The sequence below is a fragment of the Salipaludibacillus agaradhaerens genome, assembly GCF_002019735.1.
Classification (GTDB): domain Bacteria; phylum Bacillota; class Bacilli; order Bacillales; family Salisediminibacteriaceae; genus Salipaludibacillus; species Salipaludibacillus agaradhaerens.
This window is the reverse complement of record NZ_KV917378.1, coordinates 364,125-382,561: the sequence shown is the minus strand read 5'-3', so window position 1 is coordinate 382,561 and position 18,437 is coordinate 364,125. Positions and strand designations below refer to the sequence as shown.

Here is an 18,437-nt window from a genome sequence, read left to right as displayed (position 1 = left end):
ACATTTATTATTGGGATAAGTGCCCATGAGTATCCTACAGACTACTGGAAAAACTAGCAGTAACCATACAAATAGGAAGGTGATTCTCAATGGAAAAAAACACGTATAAATCTCAACGACAAGCAAATCCAAAAAATAATCAAGATGATTCTGGTCAACCAGCCCCTTTAAAAGGCTCACACAAAACGAAAAAGAAAAATCATGTCTCACAAACAAACGGTGAAGGATAATTCTTCTCTAGCCATACGTTCCGAACATGAAAACATTACCAATTATATTTTCATCCATGTGTGGTTATGCTAGTTAGTGAAGAGGGTTACAGACTTTCTTCACGAGAGTGACTAAGTTTGCGGGTATCGTTTGCAATGCATATGTACTTGAGGGGTGGTTCGCTTGAACAACGTTTAAGAAGAACAATCAGGCAAGGACATGTCATTAACGAAAAAATGAGGTGTTGACGAAAGTTAAACATCGATTTGACCCCATTTAACGACTGTTCACTCAATGAAAAAGGTGGCCTTTATAGGTCACCTTTTTCCCTTTATAACATGAACCTTCAATAGTGAGGGTTTTCGTTCTATCCCACTGATTAGTAGTTGAGTCAAATCAGGACATTAGCGACCGCTAGCGCCTGCCTAAATGGCGTTACCTCTCTCTATTTTGAGCCGAGAGATTTATGACGCTTATCTGTGATAAACGTTATTCACCCGTCCCGAACTTGTCCCGTTCTCGTTTAATTTCTTGCTGGGCGCAACAATCTTTTACAAGTCCTGATAAATAAATTGCCATTCCTATTCCTACCCCGATACCAAGTCCTTTTAATAACGGTTTCAAAACGATACCTCCCTTCTTCTTTTGTCACACTTTCAATTATACCTAAATCCGTTTTGAATTAGTTTATTTATCATTATTTAAACCTGTTAATAATGTATATAGTAAGTAAGTTAATGATAGGGACTAATTTGTTGTACTGCTCTCCGTGGGAAAATAACCTCTCATTTTACAGATAAAACGAACCTCCAATCAGGAAATCAGTGGCGGTTATCTCCCATTTTGAGGCGGCAGTTTTATGGACGGTTATCTGTGATAAAAGGTATACCAATCAAAATAGAGAAGAGAGTATTACCTTTAAAGAACTATTGTCTAAACCTGTCGTAAAATGTGTTGAAATTCTTCTTCCTCTTCATTAACAAAACCAGTAAAGACAATTTCATCAATGTCACTATGGTTAAAGACATATGAATGCTCTGGATTCACATACCCTTCCGGATAAGGTACCCCAATATAATCATACATCGTTAAATCATCATTCTCTTTCTCCACATCTTCTTCTGTCACAAGCAGCTGTTTTCTTCCGTACACCATTAATTTTTTATTACCGCCTTTTAAAAGTACAATCGAACCATTAGGTAAAAGTGTTTTTTCCATTGTATCTGTTCCTCTCTTCGATTTAGTGAATTTACGATAATCTAGTTTTCATCTTCATAGTCGTCTTCCTCAACATCTTCAAACTCAGTCATTTGTTCATGACTAGATTGAACGAACACGACTAGTGGTAAATTTAGTTTCATGAACGTATATTTATAAAACATTTTAATAGATAAGTAAATTGAAAGGACTCCAAACAAGACAACTAAGACGACTAAGATGAGCTCGGAGGCAAATGCTCCTTTCAGAAAGCCATGATAAATAAATAACCCACTAGCGGGGCCTGCCGCGAAAATTTTCCACATCCATTTCGCTGGCTCCTTTGCCTCCACTTCACCTTCTAATGTTGATAACGTCTTGTGATAATAACGTATAAAGTAAACAATCGTTCCTAAATATAGTATTAAGACCCCAATAAAGAAGCTTATCCCCTCAACTCCTGCCACAAAATAAGCGAATTTATGTGAGATGAGAAGAAGACCGAAAGCATAACTTGCAAATAAAAAGGCCGTAAATAACACCACTTCTAATTGTGTCTTTTGCGGATTTCTGATCATTAATGCAAACGCCCACACATTTATTATAATCATCACTGGAGCAGCAATGACCATATAAGTTGTCACGAAAGGATCAGCAACAAGTAAAACTCCCCCTACCACATTCATAACAATAAACACAAAGGAAAATATTAACCATTTCATTCCTTTAGAATCCATTGAGAATAAGTGTTGCCTCATGTCATCTGGCAATGTATTTATATCTGTTTGTTCATCTAATTTTATCATCGACGTGTCACTCTCCATTTTAATTAGCCAGGCAAGACACTATTATTTTAATACGAGACCTTTTTCTCGGAATTTTTTTCGATCGCGCTTAAGTGGCTTTTGGAACACGACTAAGTGCCAGTTAGCTCTCATAAATAGAGCTTTGTAAATAAATTTAGCGGCTACGTAGCTCAAAAATAAAGAAAAGAATAAGAAAATACAAAATAAAACTAACCATGTTAAATATTCCGAGTGTCTCATAACAGCTTGACCTATGATATAGCCTATACCCGGTCCGGCCGTTAACAGTCCGCTATGATAGATATAATCCGTTTTTCGCTTCTTCGTGATATCAGAGTATTTATTCAGTTGATATTTTAAAAACACAAAAGTAGCGATAACAAAAATGAGATTACTCGTAAATAAAAACAATAGAGTTGATAAACCTAGCATGAAATAAGCGATGCCTTGAAATAAAACCAAATAAAGAACCGATCCTATCACCGCAATTATCCCAATAAACCAAATAAATTCATACTGAACTGTGTATGGATTTTTACATAATAGGCGGATCATCCAAATATGTGCCAAGATAATCAGTGGCAGGATAAGATAGTAAACGACCATCGGAAAAGGAACGTAAAGTAAATAAACGACTCCCAGATTTAAAAAAATCAGCGTAAATGTAACGCTTGAAAATTTAACTTTAAATGTTTCCACAAAGCCTAAAAAATTAAGAAAGTGTTGGGGAAGCTGATTACGTTTAATAGTAGAGTCTAACCGCATATCCCTACCCCTTTCTGTGTTAGATTTTTACTTTTTCTTTCTAAACCACCCTGCCACTGCTTTAGCTCCATTTTTTATTCCAGTTCCTACTTTTTGTACACCATCTTTTGTATGGTCGGTAAGGGATTTTCCATTAAATTTAATAGTATCCATAACTGTAGTCACACCTATAGAAAAACCAATTGAAATTGCTGCACCTAATACAACAGGAGCACCAAATGAACCAATTGCTAAAGCTGAAACAGCCCCACCAACAGCTAGTGAAACAGCTCCAATCCCTACATCTACAGCTACATCCCCTATTATTTTTGAGGCGGATGCGCCATTTTGAATATTACCATGCATATTAAACCCAGCTGTAACGGCCGTCCCAAGCCACCCCGCTTTACTACCTAACGCTTTTGCTGCACCAACTTTGGCGTTCACAAATTTGCCGACTTTAGGGACATTTTTCATTTTCATTGAACCTATAAAGCTTTTTGAGTATAACTTGGTCGTCCTTCCTGTTTTCGGGGCTCTTATTCCAGCAGCTTGTGGGTTAAATACACGATATTTTATCTCACCACTATTAGTGACATAAGATTTAATACTAAATCCTTTTTTTGTTAAATTATGTGCTTCATAGTAAGATAGCCCTTCTACAACACGGTTCGTTAAATTTCCAGCTGTTAGGTATTCTTCAGTATCAAAATCTAAAATATTTTCTTCTGACCCTTCCACCGCCTCATTCACTTCAGCTTCCTCAGAAGGTGTCAGCTCATCACCATTAATTGACGCATGTTGCTCAATACTTTCTGTCATCTGCTGATACGCTGCGATATTTTGTAAAGACGACGTATTGAAGCTCGTGATCGAAACAGCACCACTTTCAAACTTGCTTCCTAAATCAGTCACGTAATTTTTCATTGTCACTAGCTCAGCTTTGACTGTCTGCAAGGAAGCTGTTTGTGACTCATCTAAGGCATGAAGCTTCTCAACCACATCTAGGACTGATTTTTTGCCTCGATTCACATCATCGATAACACCACGATCATCAAGGGGTTGCAATGAGACAATATCACTGATCCTGCTAATGACATCATTAACATCTGCTGTGATGGAGGCGGCTGTATTGGATACATTTGTTAACCCTTGATTCACATCATTTTGTAATACATTCTCATTAATATAACCGGCATTATTCGGTTCTAAGGATGCTACCGCACCTTTCATCTGATCTAATGAGGTCGTAAATTGAGTGGTGAAATGCGTTAGATAAGTCAGGAAGCTTTTGTGACAATCATTATAAAACGATTTAATCGCTTCCCCTCCCTGACCAGTTAACGCATCATCAAGAGCGACAATGTCTTGAACGGCTTGCTGAAGTGTTGTGATTTTCTCTTGAAATTGCTGTACTTCTTTTTTTGTTACATTAATATCCTCATTAAGAGCTTGAATGTCTAATAGTTTCATTGTTTGTTATCCTCCTGCAGAAATCTAATAGATAGCCGTAGGCTGCAAGGAAGAAGCGAGCTGAGTATCCACTTCTTTAAATGATGCTACTGCTTCTGTCGTTGAATTAGCTTGTTTTAAGATAAGGGCTTCATAAGCAGCAACAAGTTCTTCAAACTGCTGTTTCATTTCAGCTAACTCGTTGGTCATAGACAGGCTGTTATCTCCAGGGACATCGGCTGATAAAGATATTTCAAACGCTTGAATCGCTGCTTTTAAATTATCAATAGTCTTGTGAACTTTTTCGTCATTTATTTTGATCTCGCCACTCATGTTCTTCTCAACTCCTGATTCCTCTGTTCAGTTAATTGGTTAATGCGTGTGTTATGAGAAGAAATATTTCGTTCCAGTTGATTCACACTGCTCTCAAGCGTGGAAATTTTTTCTTCCACGTTGGCTATAACGTTATTTAACTGGTTTTGCGAAAGGGCAAGATATCCTCTTTGCAAGTCCCCTGATTGAAAAGATTGAAATTTACTTGCTAAGCTCCCAAACCATGTTTTCGCGGTAAGTTCAGGCATAAGACATAGCTTTTTACTGCTATCAAATTCGCTACTGTAGCCGTTTAAATCACTGAGTGCCATTTTCAGTCGGCTTATTTCTTCTGTTTTTAGACTAACTTGCTGATTCATACTATAAATAGATGATCTTAGGTTTGTTATTTGGTTATTGAGAGAAGATACATCTGTTATCATGGGATCACCTCATAAAATTCAAAAATGTTTATTTTTCCGTGGGAACATCCGTACGAAGTGATTTTTTGTCACTTAATACCGTGATATTCACTTTTAAAAATAGATAATACCTATATAATGATAATCTAAGTCCTACATGGGATAAATAGGATGATATGAGTCTTTTTTCTAAAAAAAGTTAATAGTTAACTAGGAATTCATCCAAAAAACAACTTTCAGCCCATTACTAAAGGGCTATCCACAAGTAATTGGATAAAAACCTTTATTGCTTTATTTCTATATAATTTACCTCATTAAAAAACGCCAATCAGTAGGCGTTTTGTTCTTCTCCCACTGATCGGTCGTGGAGTGAATTGGAACATTAACTCCGTTATCTCCCGCCTAAATAGAGTTACATCTTTCCTCGCTATTTTGACTAAGAAGGTTTACGGATGCTTTATCTGTGTAAAGCGATACGTTTTAGTAGCTTAGGGTTTCTGAGCTAGCGTTCAGATCGATGTTTTAGAAAATTATCGAATTTAGTTTCGAGATTTTTTACTTTCCTCTTAATTCTTAAATAATCTCTTACAACTATCACTACGACAAATAGTACGCCTAACACTAAGCCAAACGCAACGAGTTGATAAAGGACATTGATCATTTCCATGTTTCTCCTCCTTTTATGTAGAAACGGTTTAATATTATTTTTTTACATCTTAACTCTATATACTACTCAGAGGGAGAAAAGTTTCGAGTTAAGAATAAAAAAACCTGCCCAAAATGGACAGGTTTAAATATTTACCGTATGAATTGATTAATATTAATTCAAAATTCTAATTTGCACGGACTGACGTCCAAATGCTAACGCATTACTACGATTAGACATAAAAATATCAATCTTCTGGCCTGTAATATTACCACCTGTGTCTGCCGCAATATATGTTCCATACCCTTTAACCTCTACTCGGGAGCCTAATGGAATGACGCTAGGGTCAACGGCTATTACTTTAGCGTTAGGATTATCTTTCAAATTAATTCCTGTGCTTGTAATACCTGAACACCCATTGCAAGATGCTGTGTAGGCAGTCGCTGAAAAGGTTTGCCAACTTCCGTCAGATGATGAGTTATTGCTAGAGTTCGAACGGCTTGGCGAGCTAGTGTTTGATTCACTACTCTTTGCTTCAGCGCTTTCTCTTTCTTTCTCCGCCTCTGCCGCTTCTCTTTCTTTTGCTTCTTGTTCTGCTTGACGTGCCGCTTCTGCCCGTTGTTCCTCTTGGCGTTTAACTTCATCTTTAATTCGATTACGCACATCCGCTTCTTGAGAAGCTAAGTCTAAATCTTGATCTACAAGTTTAGCAATAAGTGCCTCTTGCTCTGCTTCATTTTCCTTCATATCATCACGTACACGTTCCACTTCTTCTTTTTGCTCATCTAACTCATCTTGCATTTCTTCTAACTCAGTTGCTTTATTAGCAAGCGCCAGAAGTGATTCAACGTGTTGTAATTGTACTTCTTCTAATTCTAATTGGTTGGCTTCAAGCTGCTCGATAAAATCGTTATCTGCTTGTGCTATTTTGGAGATCGTCATGACACGACTCATAAAGTCACCAAAACTTTCTGCTCCTAAAATAACTTCAATATAAGCCCCATTTCCACTACCATTTCTTTGATAAGAGCTTGCTCGATCTTTCAACAACTCAAACCGCTCATCAATATCTTCTTGTAGCCGGTCCATTTCTGCCTCAAGCTCTTCGACTTGATTTTCGGTTTCAGAAATTTCAGCCTCTGTTTCCTCGATCATGTCCTCATTAGCTTCTATTTTTTCACTGAGATTATGAAGATGATCATTTAAACTTTCGAGGTCAGCAATCAATGCCACTAATTCGGCCTCTGCCTCTGATAGTTCAGCTTGAACTGCCTCTCGTTCTTCTTGAATTTGCTCCTGTTCATTCTCGAGTTCTTCTGTAGCGTAGGTGCCAGTAGCAAAAAAGAATTGGCCTAACCAAGCCACTATCGCGAGTGTTATGAACTTTTTAAGCACACAGTTTCCCCCTAAATAAGAGTTATTCAGTTGCTTTTGTGTCTATTGCAACTTGGACAAAAGATATATTTCTTTCGTCCATCCAACACAATAACAGAGAATGATAACAATTATGTAATAGTAATATTATATTTCTGTATCAAAACTTCCAATTTAAACTATAAATATGATTTTTTCCAATTAAATTGGATCATCTATATTCAATAATCAGTCCTTTTATATCACGCGGCCTTTTCATCATCTTTACTGAAAGACAACGCTGTTAAAAGTCAATATCCAGGTTGTAAATAAGAAAACGCCATCTCATGAATGGTGTGAATTTTATTAATTCTTTGGCGACTTCGCACATTTCGATGCCTCAAATTAAGTAATTCAAAAGTTTCTTTTAAAGAGATTTAAACATTTCACATAAAAACAGGCCTCCTTCAAAGACTAAAGATAAAGGAGGCTTCTGTTTATGAAAAAAGTGTCCGCTGTTTTTTGGATAGCACTTGTTATGTCATTAGTCTTTGTGTTGTGGGGTGTCGTGTCACCTACTCACTTGGAGGCTATCATGGATATTGCACTCGTCTTTTTCTTGCAAAATTTTGGATGGTTTTATCAAATAGCGGCCACTTTTTTTCTCGTCGTAGCCTTATTTCTCATCTTCAGTAAGTACGGGCATATTAAATTAGGTAAGGAAGAAGACAAACCGGAATTTTCCCGTGCCACGTGGTTTGCTATGCTTTTTAGTGCTGGTATGGGCATCGGTTTATTATTTTTCGGTGTCTCTGAGCCTATTTCTCATTTTGCTAATCCCCCATTTATTGAAGGTGAGACGGGAGAAGCAGCTATTATGAGCTTACGTTATACGTATTTACACTGGGGGTTCCATGCGTGGGCGATCTATGCCATCATTGCTTTAGCCCTAGCTTATTTTAAGTTTAGAAAAGGCTATCCAGGTTTAATGAGTGCAACGTTGCGCCCATTATTGGGAGACCGCGTTAAGGGCCGTATTGGAACACTTATTGACATTATAGCCGTCTTCGCTACTCTTTTTGGTGTGTGTGCCTCTTTGGGCCTTGGGGCCGCTCAGATAAATGGCGGGTTAAGTTATTTAACGGGCATTCCAAACAATTTTTCAATCCAATTTTTAATTATCGCCATTGTCACCTTGTTATTTTTAATTAGTGCTGGCACAGGAATCAAAAAAGGGATTAAATATTTAAGTAATACAAACATGATTTTGGCCGTTATATTGTTTTTAGCGGTAATTATCCTTGGCCCAACCATTTTTTTACTAGACTTATTTACGACAACATTTGGTAGCTACGTTCAAAATATTCCTGCAATGGGGCTGCGTTTATCCCCATTCGATGCTGGCAATGCCGCGTGGCTACAAGGATGGACAATATTTTATTGGGCCTGGTGGATCGCTTGGGCGCCGTTTGTCGGCACGTTTATTGCGCGAGTTTCAAAAGGGAGAACCGTTCGTGAATTTGTCATCGCTGTCCTTGTTGCTCCAACCCTTGTATGTACTCTTTGGTTTTGTGTTTTTGGAGGTACGGGCATCTTTTATGAGTACACTTTAGGACTGAATGTTTCAGGACAGACCCTTGAAACAGCTTTATTTTTTGTCTATGAACAGCTTCCCTTTAGTAGCCTTTTAGCGATCATAACGGTTTTTCTTATCAGTACCTTTTTTATTACCTCAGCAGATTCAGCCACATTTGTGCTAGGTATGCAAACAACTAATGGGAGCACTGAACCACCTAATATAGTGAAATATATTTGGGGACTGATTTTAGCCGCCTCCTCAGTTGTCTTAATGGCTACAGGCGGTTTAGAAGCCATGCAAACAGCGATTATCGTCAGCGCCTTTCCTCTTACAGTTGTCCTTTTTATGATGATTTTCTCCATGCTAAAAGCATTTAAAGCGGACATAAAACGAGAACCTAAACCGTTAACGGAGAAAAGAAGACTTAAAGTCCGGATAAAAAAACGGAAGGATCAAATTAAACCGACTTAAACACTTTTGATTATGAAATGAAAGAGCTAGTTATGAGTAAAGCAAAAGACGAAGCATCTTGCTTCGTCTTTTAGTCACTCATATTCTTTTTCCATTGTAATAGTACTTCTCACAGTATCAATTGGTCGAACGGATTGTTCTATTTCGTCTCTTTTCCCTTCTAAAAATGGCGGTAAAGACAATTTTTCTCCTAATGTTTCATAAGGTTCATCTCCCATGAAGCCAGGTCCATCTGTGGCAAATTCGAACAAAATTTGCGGCGCGACTCTCGCGTAAAGAGATTGAAAGAAGAAACGGTCTACATAGCCTGAAGTTTGGAATCCAAAACGTCGTAAACGATTATCCCATTCATCTAAAACCGTTCTATCTTCAATACGAAAAGCAACATGATGCACGGTACCATATCCTTGCTGTGCTTGTGGGAGAACAGTATTGTGTTCAGCTATGACCTGAGCCCCATTACCTCCTTCTCCAACTTCAAATAAATAGACATCATTTTCTCTGGACACTTCCTTGAAGAGTAACACTTTTTCCATCATTTCTTTAAAATAGTCGATGTCTGCGATTCTAACAAAAATTGGTCCAAGACCTGTAATGGCAAATTCTAATGGAATCGGGCCATCCTGCCATGGGATACCAGCTGCTACTCCTTCATCTTTTTCATCTGAAATCAATTGATACTGTTGATCATCAAAATCTACAAAAGATAACGTCTTTTTGCCAAATTGTTCTTTAATGCCAGTATGTGACACTTCCAATCGATCAAATCGTTTCACCCAATAGTCTAGTGCTTCATCACTGGGAACACGAAACGAGCTCTTCGAAATCTCATTTGTTCCGTGGTGTCCTTTTGGAATGCCAGGAAAATCAAAAAAGGTCATATCCGTACCTGGATTTCCTTCATCATCAGCAAAAAACAAATGATACGTTTGAATATCATCTTGATTGACTGTTTTTTTAACTAACCGCATACCTAATACATACGTAAAAAATTCATAATTTTTTTCTGCACTGCTCGTTATGGCGGTAACATGGTGTACCCCTTTTAAGTGATTCATTTGAAATTCCCTCCAACTAACAAAATAGATTTCCTTATATTTATTAAGTTACTTTATTTTTTATAGTAATGCAAGTCATTTGTTTACTGACTTTTATCTGATAGCTTTTTAGGGGTGTTTTTACTTAAGAAAATTCTTGCTAAAGGTAATGATTTCTTATGTAACGCTATGACTCCTTCTATACAGTTAAACAGAGTCATTCTATTTTAAGGGGACAAAAATTTAAAATGACTACAACAAGGCATAACTTCGCCATTTTAATTACCTTCATAGGCTACACAATACTTAACAAACCTATTCTGATACATAGCGGCTACTCAACTATTTCCCTCACTATTAAGCATTCTGCTACGTGTCGCAATTTTATAGAAATGTCATTAAAAATTCAAGAGATTGAAAGCGATCACGAGAAAAACTTTGAAAGCGCTTTATTCATGGCCTCTCATGACATCATACAAGATTTCTATTCAAGAGATCCCCAATGATAAAATTTATTAAAATAGACACAACTATTCTAGAATAAGGGGTTGACAGGTGTGGAGATCATTAAATATGTGTGGCACAAAACATGGGAAAGTCATGACAGAATAATCGACATCATCCGTTTTATCGGAGGCCGATCTGGCGGTGAACCACCGAGCGATTCTAGAGGTCGTATGGAAAAAGTGTCAGGAAAAATGACAGGTACATATCGTCAACCATCACCTGATAAGCGTGATTTTTCAGCAAAGCAGTTAGTCGGTTTAATTCTTGGCCCTCTTTTATTCTTTCTCGTTCTACTATTTTTTCAACCAGACGGTCTTTCTTTTGAAGCCCGTGGTGTGTTGGCAGGAACAATATGGATAGCCACATGGTGGATTACTGAAGCGATTCCCATTCCAGTAACGTCATTATTACCTATTATTTTATTTCCTCTCGTGACGACAATAGGCGTTGACGAAGTAACACCTAATTATGGGAATGATATTGTCTTTTTATTTCTTGGCGGCTTTATTATCGCATTAGCTTTAGAGCGTTGGAACCTTCATAAGCGTATAGCACTAACGATCATTCACCTTGTTGGCACGAGTACAAAACGTCTCATGCTCGGGTTTATGACCGCGACAGCATTTTTGTCCATGTGGATTTCTAATACAGCCACAGCTATGATGATGGTGCCGATTGGCACAGCCATTATTTATCAGTTTACACATCTTATTGATGAGAAATTTGTTGAGAATCCAAAAAAGGAAGCAGATCAATTCGCGAAAGGTCTCATGATTGCAATAGCCTTTTCTGCGTCTATTGGAGGATTAGGGACGATTATTGGAACACCTCCAAATACCATTTTAGCTGGGCAGTTACGTGAAATATTTGATGTGGATTTATCTTTCGGGTATTGGATGTTATTCGGTGTCCCACTAGCTGCTTTCTTATTAGTTATTGCATGGATTTATTTAATTACCTTTGCTTTTCCAATGAAAATGAAAGATATACCTGGGGGGCGAGAAGTGGTTGAAAATGAACGGAAAGCCTTAGGTCAAATGAGTGCAGATGAAAAAATGGTTATGATGATTTTTTCATTGACTGCGATTGCATGGATCACGCGGTCGTTTATCCTTCAAGAGTACCTTCATCCTAATATTAATGATACCCTTATCGCAATTACAGGCGCCTCGTTACTCTTTCTCATTCCTTCATTTAAATATGAAGGTGTTAAATTAATGAATTGGCATACTGCGAAAGATGTCCCTTGGGGTATTCTTATATTATTTGGAGGCGGCCTTGCTATTGCAGGTGCTTTTGGGGACACAGGACTTGATGTGTGGATCGGTGAACAGTTAAGCGTTTTAATCGGTGTGGAATTTATCTTAATTGTCCTTGCTGTAACATTACTCGTGATGTTTTTGACTGAAATCACATCTAACACAGCTTCTGCAACCATGCTTATGCCTATTATGGCATCACTCGCCTACGCTATTGATGTTCACCCCTTCGCCATGATGGTGCCGGCAGCTTTAGCTGCTTCTTGTGCTTTTATGCTTCCAGTAGCGACACCACCAAATGCAGTCGTGTTTGGCACTGATTATTTGAAAATGTTAGATATGGTGAAAGCAGGCTTTTGGATGAACGTTCTCGCAATCATCGGTGTTGTCACTTTTGTTGTACTGTTACTTCCATTTGTGTTTGGAATTGATTTAACAACCTTTCCTAACTAAAGAAACAGCGGCTCAGGCTGTCAACATTTTTACTAGCCTGAGCCGCGTTGGTTACTTACTCAATTTGGCATTTCGAGAGTACTCTATCAACTTTTTAGTAACGCTAGAGCAGTTTCTTCATCTGTTATTAGAACGTTAAGAAGTTCCCCATTTAAAGCAGATTGAATAGCTTTCACTTTATTTGAACCGCTTGCTATCCCTATAACGTGTGGAATGTCTTTTAATTTATTCACTTCTAAAGCCACAACTCTATCGTTCCAACTGTTTGAAGGTGCTTTTCCGTGAGAATCGATAAAATTATAACAAATATCTCCCACAATTTCGTTATAATTTATTCCTTTATCATTCCCATGGTCTAAATAAGATTTAACCATAGTCGAGTGTTCGGGTGTTCCACCAATCCCCACTACTGCAATGTCTACTGCTCGTCCAATATCAAGCGTATTTTTTATCACACCTAGATTAATAATGACATCTTTAGCTTCTTTAGAATCGACTAAAACAGGTGCGTGCAATAGCTTATATCTAGCGTTAAGCTTTTCCGCTATTCTTGCTACAATACTATTAGCATGAATATCCACCTGTTCATCCCCCATACCGCCTACTAGTGGAACAGTTAGCAACTGAGAGTAATTAGTTGTTTGCGGCATCGCTTTTGCCACTTCATTTAAAGTGGTACCGGATGAGAATCCGATTGTTTTCCCATCTTTTATAACTCTCAATAAATATTTAGCAGCAGCAGCTCCGAGACGTGACTTCGCTGAATCATTTCCTGAAGGAACACAAATAACCTCTTTTAAATCATATTTCCGCTCTATTTTTGCTTCTAATCCCATAAAAGGATGATCTTCATCTTCATGAATAATGATTTCTACTACCCCTAGTTCTTTAGCTTTAGTTAAATATTTAGAGATTAATGAACGGCTAAAACCAAATGTCTTGGCAATTTCTGATTGCGTAGCCCCCTCCTCATAATACATATATGCTATTTTAACGAGTAATCTTCTGTCTTCTAAAAAAGACATAACTATCATCCATTCTGTTATTTGAAAATTATTGTACTACCTTCTTTTATTATAGGCATTGATGAAGGACTTACAAAAACAGCACCGGGTAAAATATCACCTTCTATCTCATTAAAATAAATTGAAATATGGCCCAGCTCCTTAAGGTTTTGGTTAGCAGAAGATCCAACTGCCGTGATACTATATTCTTGATTATCAATAATTAATAACCCCCCCTCTTGAACTGGATTTTCTGATATTTGTACACAATCATGAATCACAGAGACTTCTCTTAACTCTTTTGGAGCTTCTGGCCCGAATAGAATGACTAACATTTCTTCTTTAAAACTTTCAACTAGCGAACCCATTTCTATTACATTGGATTTATACATCTAATCCCTCCTGAATTAAATTAATACATTCCGAAGCTAGCAACATAAGCAATAACAACAGCTAGAACTCCAGTAATTAACCGGCTATATAATACAGCTGGCACACCGTATTGAATGGTTTCCGGTTTTGCTTCTCCCAACGAAAGACCGACGGGTATAAAATCTGCCCCAACTTGTCCATTTATGGCAAATAACGCTGGCAAAGCAAACTGAGGAGGGATATTACCAAGGGCTATTTGACTTCCAATCAGCACTCCGATTACTTGAGCTATTACAGCCCCCGGACCTAAAACCGGTGACAAGAACGGCAATGTACAAATCAATACTATCACAATTAATCCCCAAATAGAGCTTGCTAAAGGCGCTAATGAATTCGCAATTAAGTCACCAACACCTGTATAATTTATTATACCAATTAACATACTAACAAACGCCATAAATGGTATAATATTTTTTATTAACATCTCAATGGAATCTCTACCTGCTTGATAAAACGTTCCTGTAATACTTCCTATTCCTTTTGAAAATTTGATTAAAAAACCATCCTTATTGTCGCTAAATTCTTTTTTAGCTTCATTATATTCTTTTTCAAATTGTTGTTTATCTAGCACACCCTCATTATTCTCTTTTTCAGAAGATCCTTCTCTTGGCTCTTCACCAATGTCATCTGCTAGATGAACTTGCTTTTCTGTTACCCCTGAAACAAATATATCTTTAGTAATATGTTTAGCAAGTGGCCCAGACGGTGATGATGACAAGACATCAACAGTAGGAATACGCTTCATAGGGTATAACCCTATTCTCGCCGTACCTCCACAGTCAATGACAACACACATCATTTCATCTTCAGGCACAGAATTTCTAAAACCATCAACTGCTTCACCATTTGTTAATTCTGCAATTTTTTTCGCAACTGGATGAATACCACCTCCAGTAATTGAAACTACTTTTACCTTTTTACCTTCAGGTGTTAATGTTAAACCATCACCCCAACCACCTGATCCTTTGTTGACAAATACCGATTTATAATTCATATATATCACCCCTTTGTATAATTGAATGCGTTTACATTTTATTTGCTAAATAATAGGTGATCCGCTCTGTAATAACCCCTCTGAGGAAGATAACAACTATCCCTACTAAGAAAAACCGAACCGCTAATTCAGCTGTTCCATAACCTGCCTGAATCAACCCATTAGCGATCCCCAAGTATACAAATAATTCTCCAGCATTAGCGTAAGGAAAAATAGACGTTACTGGATGCAAAAAAGAAACTAATGAATCAAAAAAAGCAGGTTTTTGTCTCTCTTCTACAAAACGTCCAAAAGTATAGGCCATCGGATTTGTTAGAAGAAGAATTGATAGTATTGGCATAAGTGTATATCTTAAAACCATAAACTTTGAAGCAAATTGAATTGCCTTCGTTACTCTCTCTTCACCAATGAATTTAATCATGGCGTAAGTAAACGTTAATAATACGACCAACGTAGGTACAATGCCGGTAAATAAATTCATAAATTGTTCTCCACCAGCATCAAACATTCCGATAAAATGTTCACCGAACCATTCTATCCATTCCATCATAAAACACCCCTTCTTTAGCTTTTTGTTTAGTTAAGTACCGAGCTTAACATTATAGCGTCACAAATCCCCCTGGAAAATCATGTCATTTGTTTCTTTGAAATGGTTAGTAAGGCATTTTCACTTGCATTTTGTAGAGCAATGTCGATCGCTGATTTTTTCCGTTTTTTGTCTTCATATTGTAAATCGTTTAGAATTTCCCCTACGTGACAACCGCGGAAACTTTCTATATCTTTGAACTTTGATAATACACTAACCCCCTTCATTGTCTGACAATCTAGAACGATATATTTCTCATCAACAACTAACATCACGATTGAACCGGCACCAAATTTTCTACGGGCTTGACCTGTAAATAAGTGAACATCTTTCTTCGTATTATATTTTTTAAAGAAGCGTTCAACAGATTTTCTATAATACCTCACCTGTATAAATGTTAAAAACGATTGCATAAGTAATAACCCACAAGCTAACGTGATCAATCCCATATTAATCCCCCTTTGTTTTAATATTGGAAATATTTATAATTTTAAGAAAATAATTTGTCCTGCAACATACGTAATTTCCAGACAGTTGTTGAAACATCAAGCTCAACCTTATCTTCTGTTAGAAACTCACCCTCGTTTATTGTTTTTTTAGCAATAACTTCTCCACTAATCAATCCTATAGGAATGTGCTTATTTAATTTCATATCTTTATGAGTTTCAAGAACCCCTCTAACAGAATAGCCGCCAATACCATCAATTTTTTCACCTGGTTTAATTGGTCTTTTAGCTACTGCAACCGTTTCTGAAATGGGTGCACCTAATGGATGGATCGACTGTTCTTGTTCTAAAACAGCTTTCGCAATAGTTACTGGTGTTTCCAAGCTTGCTAAGTGATACGGTCTGTAAAGAGTATAGTGATCACCATGTGACTTATGAACTTTCAATAAGTATCGCAATTCCTCATCAACAGGCTTCAATTCACTTTTTACAATCACAAACACACCAGGAGCTAGTCCATTAACATAATCCACTACTCCTAAACCATTTAACACTCCCCCCTGTTCTTTAAGAGTTAGCTTATCAGCAACATTTGTAAGATCTGCTTCTACACCGTGCATCCCAACTTTATCAGGAATTAAGCCAATTGCATTACTTAACAAATTCATTTCAGCCATTGTTTTTGTACCATCTTGAAAGGCTGCTAACATATGTGCACTCATATTCTTTTGCTTCGCTTCTTTAGCGCACGTATCAGGATTTGCCAGTGGGACCAATGGGTTATTTTTTCCTTTACCTGCCACAACCACTTCTAGTCCCATCAGTTTAGCAAATTCATACAACTCTACAATTGCCGCTGGTTCATCACCAGCTGAACCAGTATATACTAGGCCGGCTGAATCAAATAAATCATTCATGATCGAACCAACCGTAATATCCACCTCAACATTTAATAGGACGAGGTGCTTCTTAGCTTTTAGAGTTTCTAATGCTATATTAGCTCCCACTTCTGGAACCCCTGTGGCATCAACAATAATCTCCACATTAGGGGAGTGAATGACCTCCCTGTAATCTTGAGATGTCAATGTTTTTACAAGTCTATTTTCTCGAGATTGATAGAAATCTCTTGATTTGCTAACGTTTTCAATATTGACATCACAAATTCCCGTTACAACCATTCCAGAGACACGGGATATTTGTGCAATTAAACCAAACCCCATCTGTCCTGCACCAATAATACCTACTTTAATTGGCTCATTCCCTTTTTCTCTTTCCAACAATTTGCTATAAATCGACATGTTTCTTCCTCCTTTTTAATATAACACACTCTTTTCACATATGTTCCACAACAGATCAAAAAATATATTCATAACATATGTTACGTTATGTAACGTTTGTTATAATATATTTTAGATTATAGAAGCATTAACTAGGAATGTCAACCAAATCTTTTGTAATGATATACTTAAAAAATGGAGGGATAACGATGAATAGAAAAGATTATTATTATGATTCTACAGCTCCTATGCCCAATTCACTGGTACCAGCTGTAAGCGGTATTATTATTAAAGAGAATGCTATCTTATTGCAACAGCGAGTTGATAATGGGAAATGGTCACTACCTGGTGGACAGCAAGAACCTGGAGAATCTATTGAGGCTGCTCTCAAAAGAGAAGTGAAAGAAGAAACAGGTCTAAATGTCAAAGTTACTCGGTTAATTGGGGTTTATAGTGATCCAAATCATGTTATTGCTTACGCAGATGGGGAAGTTCGCCAGCAGTTTTCTATATGTATGTTGTGTCAAGCAATTGATGGGAAATTGAAAAGCAGTAGTGAATCACTAGAGGTTAAATATATTCATCTGTCTAATTTAGAAACACTCAATATTCACCCTACACAAAAAATTCGCATACAAGATGCGCTAAGCCAAAGAACAGAAGCTTTTTTAAGATGAAAAGGAAATACGTACAACCATGTTCTCTATTTAAAATCATTTTTAAGACTCAGCTCCTATATTATTGTAAAATTGGTGTCTCATAGATTGTTAAGTATTAATTTAAACATTCAGTTTTCGCAAATTATATTTGTAAAACTTCTGTCCAAGCTCGGTGGTATTAAGAATAAATTCCCTTTTTAACACAAATGTTTTCTTAACACTGCTAACCCCCGATGTTATTCTGTCGCTTGTACTCACAACAATTAGCACTGATATCTGAGAGATTCATTCAATACAAGCTAAAACAACTATTTAAATTTTTCATATAGTCTCTCTGCTGTTGATATAAACAGAATAAATGAAGACCAAAACATAAAAGCATATTGTCGAAATCATAATGATATTGTTTTCAGCCTCCAATTCATCCCTAAAATAGTTAGATACATGACAGACCAAAACAGCTTAAGGGGCTGTTTTGGTCTCCTGTTTAATAGATATAATTTTTTCTTTGCTATATTTTAAACGCTTACCAACTTAAACCTTTTCAGAACAGTGGAAATATCGTAAAATAAAAGGCGGATGAGAGAAAGA

At 37.1% G+C, this 18,437-nt stretch carries 20 protein-coding genes; 4 read left to right on the top strand and 16 right to left on the bottom strand.

Translation table 11 applies throughout. From position 1 onward, the window contains the following. Positions 1-89 precede the first annotated feature (89 nt). The gene (locus BK581_RS01850) at positions 90-230 is read left to right on the top strand and encodes a small acid-soluble spore protein P (protein WP_078576557.1); all 141 of its coding nucleotides are present in this window, start codon (positions 90-92) and stop codon (positions 228-230) included. 469 nt (positions 231-699) lie between these two features. Here BK581_RS01850 and BK581_RS20400 read toward each other — a convergent pair whose 3' ends face one another. The 9 genes from BK581_RS20400 to BK581_RS01815 all read right to left on the bottom strand — a co-directional run bounded on the left by BK581_RS20400 (position 700) and on the right by BK581_RS01815 (position 7,184). Next, positions 700-834, bottom strand: coding sequence for a hypothetical protein (locus tag BK581_RS20400; protein WP_276327409.1), 135 nt, complete (start codon positions 832-834; stop codon positions 700-702). A gap of 309 nt (positions 835-1,143) precedes the next feature. Continuing rightward, complete coding sequence (locus tag BK581_RS01845; protein WP_078576556.1) at positions 1,144-1,428, bottom strand: DUF4176 domain-containing protein; 285 nt, start codon at positions 1,426-1,428, stop codon at positions 1,144-1,146. A 41-nt stretch (positions 1,429-1,469) separates the two neighbouring features. Beyond that, positions 1,470-2,213 (bottom strand): hypothetical protein, encoded by a 744-nt coding sequence (locus BK581_RS01840; RefSeq protein ID WP_078576555.1) that lies wholly within the window; start codon positions 2,211-2,213, stop codon positions 1,470-1,472. Between the two features lie 42 nt (positions 2,214-2,255). After that, positions 2,256-2,978, bottom strand: coding sequence for a hypothetical protein (locus tag BK581_RS01835; RefSeq protein ID WP_078576554.1), 723 nt, complete (start codon positions 2,976-2,978; stop codon positions 2,256-2,258). A 27-nt stretch (positions 2,979-3,005) separates the two neighbouring features. Beyond that, positions 3,006-4,430, bottom strand: a complete 1,425-nt coding sequence (locus BK581_RS01830; protein ID WP_078576553.1) for a ribonuclease YeeF family protein — start codon at positions 4,428-4,430, stop codon at positions 3,006-3,008. A 24-nt stretch (positions 4,431-4,454) separates the two neighbouring features. Then, positions 4,455-4,742 (bottom strand): YwqI/YxiC family protein, encoded by a 288-nt coding sequence (locus BK581_RS01825; protein WP_078576552.1) that lies wholly within the window; start codon positions 4,740-4,742, stop codon positions 4,455-4,457. Beyond that, entirely contained in the window at positions 4,739-5,164 is a 426-nt protein-coding gene (locus BK581_RS01820) for a YwqH-like family protein (RefSeq protein ID WP_078576551.1), read from the bottom strand. Before BK581_RS01820 ends, BK581_RS01825 begins: the two co-directional genes overlap by 4 nt. 481 nt (positions 5,165-5,645) lie before the next feature. Beyond that, positions 5,646-5,810: a hypothetical protein gene (locus tag BK581_RS20000; protein ID WP_169837482.1), complete on the bottom strand. Its 165-nt coding sequence runs from the start codon at positions 5,808-5,810 to the stop codon at positions 5,646-5,648. 153 nt (positions 5,811-5,963) lie between these two features. Next, positions 5,964-7,184 carry a PcsB-like coiled-coil domain-containing protein gene (locus BK581_RS01815; RefSeq protein ID WP_078576550.1) on the bottom strand — a complete coding sequence of 407 codons (1,221 nt, stop codon included), beginning with the start codon at positions 7,182-7,184 and terminating at the stop codon, positions 5,964-5,966. Positions 7,185-7,641: 457 nt separating this feature from the next. On the opposite strand from BK581_RS01815, the gene BK581_RS01810 reads away from it, so the two are divergent. Continuing rightward, positions 7,642-9,192, top strand: a complete 1,551-nt coding sequence (locus tag BK581_RS01810) for a glycine betaine uptake BCCT transporter (RefSeq protein ID WP_078576549.1) — start codon at positions 7,642-7,644, stop codon at positions 9,190-9,192. A 74-nt stretch (positions 9,193-9,266) separates the two neighbouring features. Here BK581_RS01810 and BK581_RS01805 read toward each other — a convergent pair whose 3' ends face one another. Continuing rightward, positions 9,267-10,250 carry a ring-cleaving dioxygenase gene (locus BK581_RS01805; protein ID WP_078576548.1) on the bottom strand — a complete coding sequence of 328 codons (984 nt, stop codon included), beginning with the start codon at positions 10,248-10,250 and terminating at the stop codon, positions 9,267-9,269. A gap of 536 nt (positions 10,251-10,786) precedes the next feature. On the opposite strand from BK581_RS01805, the gene BK581_RS01795 reads away from it, so the two are divergent. Further along, the gene (locus BK581_RS01795; protein ID WP_078576546.1) at positions 10,787-12,448 is read left to right on the top strand and encodes an SLC13 family permease; all 1,662 of its coding nucleotides are present in this window, start codon (positions 10,787-10,789) and stop codon (positions 12,446-12,448) included. 86 nt (positions 12,449-12,534) lie between these two features. Here BK581_RS01795 and BK581_RS01790 read toward each other — a convergent pair whose 3' ends face one another. The 6 genes from BK581_RS01790 to BK581_RS01765 form a co-directional block, all read right to left on the bottom strand. Continuing rightward, entirely contained in the window at positions 12,535-13,473 is a 939-nt protein-coding gene (locus BK581_RS01790) for a sugar-binding transcriptional regulator (RefSeq protein WP_078576545.1), read from the bottom strand. Between the two features lie 17 nt (positions 13,474-13,490). Continuing rightward, a complete protein-coding gene (locus BK581_RS01785; protein WP_078576544.1) occupies positions 13,491-13,844 on the bottom strand; it encodes a PTS glucitol/sorbitol transporter subunit IIA in 354 nt (117 codons plus the stop codon). A 20-nt stretch (positions 13,845-13,864) separates the two neighbouring features. After that, the gene (gene srlE / locus BK581_RS01780; protein ID WP_078576543.1) at positions 13,865-14,878 is read right to left on the bottom strand and encodes a PTS glucitol/sorbitol transporter subunit IIB; all 1,014 of its coding nucleotides are present in this window, start codon (positions 14,876-14,878) and stop codon (positions 13,865-13,867) included. A 31-nt stretch (positions 14,879-14,909) separates the two neighbouring features. Then, positions 14,910-15,425, bottom strand: coding sequence for a PTS glucitol/sorbitol transporter subunit IIC (srlA, locus tag BK581_RS01775; protein WP_078579819.1), 516 nt, complete (start codon positions 15,423-15,425; stop codon positions 14,910-14,912). A gap of 80 nt (positions 15,426-15,505) precedes the next feature. Beyond that, complete coding sequence (locus tag BK581_RS01770; RefSeq protein ID WP_078576542.1) at positions 15,506-15,913, bottom strand: transcriptional regulator GutM; 408 nt, start codon at positions 15,911-15,913, stop codon at positions 15,506-15,508. 41 nt (positions 15,914-15,954) lie between these two features. Beyond that, complete coding sequence (locus BK581_RS01765) at positions 15,955-17,208, bottom strand: NAD(P)H-dependent oxidoreductase (protein ID WP_078576541.1); 1,254 nt, start codon at positions 17,206-17,208, stop codon at positions 15,955-15,957. Positions 17,209-17,396: 188 nt separating this feature from the next. Here BK581_RS01765 and BK581_RS01760 point away from each other — a divergent pair, with 188 nt between their 5' ends. Next, a complete protein-coding gene (locus BK581_RS01760; protein WP_078576540.1) occupies positions 17,397-17,864 on the top strand; it encodes an NUDIX domain-containing protein in 468 nt (155 codons plus the stop codon). The last annotated feature ends 573 nt before the right edge of the window (positions 17,865-18,437 follow it).

Excerpts from the sequence above, each read along its gene's own strand:
- BK581_RS01850 (WP_078576557.1), top strand. The coding sequence starts at position 90 with ATGGAAAAAAACACGTATAAATCTCAACGACAAGCAAATCCAAAAAAT.
- BK581_RS01845 (WP_078576556.1), bottom strand. The coding sequence starts at position 1,428 with ATGGAAAAAACACTTTTACCTAATGGTTCGATTGTACTTTTAAAAGGC.
- BK581_RS01840 (WP_078576555.1), bottom strand. The coding sequence starts at position 2,213 with ATGATAAAATTAGATGAACAAACAGATATAAATACATTGCCAGATGAC.
- BK581_RS01835 (WP_078576554.1), bottom strand. The coding sequence starts at position 2,978 with ATGCGGTTAGACTCTACTATTAAACGTAATCAGCTTCCCCAACACTTT.
- BK581_RS01830 (WP_078576553.1), bottom strand. The coding sequence starts at position 4,430 with ATGAAACTATTAGACATTCAAGCTCTTAATGAGGATATTAATGTAACA.
- BK581_RS01825 (WP_078576552.1), bottom strand. The coding sequence starts at position 4,742 with ATGAGTGGCGAGATCAAAATAAATGACGAAAAAGTTCACAAGACTATT.
- BK581_RS01820 (WP_078576551.1), bottom strand. The coding sequence starts at position 5,164 with ATGATAACAGATGTATCTTCTCTCAATAACCAAATAACAAACCTAAGA.
- BK581_RS20000 (WP_169837482.1), bottom strand. The coding sequence starts at position 5,810 with ATGGAAATGATCAATGTCCTTTATCAACTCGTTGCGTTTGGCTTAGTG.
- BK581_RS01810 (WP_078576549.1), top strand. The coding sequence starts at position 7,642 with ATGAAAAAAGTGTCCGCTGTTTTTTGGATAGCACTTGTTATGTCATTA.
- BK581_RS01805 (WP_078576548.1), bottom strand. The coding sequence starts at position 10,250 with ATGAATCACTTAAAAGGGGTACACCATGTTACCGCCATAACGAGCAGT.
- BK581_RS01790 (WP_078576545.1), bottom strand. The coding sequence starts at position 13,473 with ATGTCTTTTTTAGAAGACAGAAGATTACTCGTTAAAATAGCATATATG.
- BK581_RS01785 (WP_078576544.1), bottom strand. The coding sequence starts at position 13,844 with ATGTATAAATCCAATGTAATAGAAATGGGTTCGCTAGTTGAAAGTTTT.
- srlE (WP_078576543.1), bottom strand. The coding sequence starts at position 14,878 with ATGAATTATAAATCGGTATTTGTCAACAAAGGATCAGGTGGTTGGGGT.
- srlA (WP_078579819.1), bottom strand. The coding sequence starts at position 15,425 with ATGGAATGGATAGAATGGTTCGGTGAACATTTTATCGGAATGTTTGAT.
- BK581_RS01770 (WP_078576542.1), bottom strand. The coding sequence starts at position 15,913 with ATGGGATTGATCACGTTAGCTTGTGGGTTATTACTTATGCAATCGTTT.
- BK581_RS01765 (WP_078576541.1), bottom strand. The coding sequence starts at position 17,208 with ATGTCGATTTATAGCAAATTGTTGGAAAGAGAAAAAGGGAATGAGCCA.
- BK581_RS01760 (WP_078576540.1), top strand. The coding sequence starts at position 17,397 with ATGAATAGAAAAGATTATTATTATGATTCTACAGCTCCTATGCCCAAT.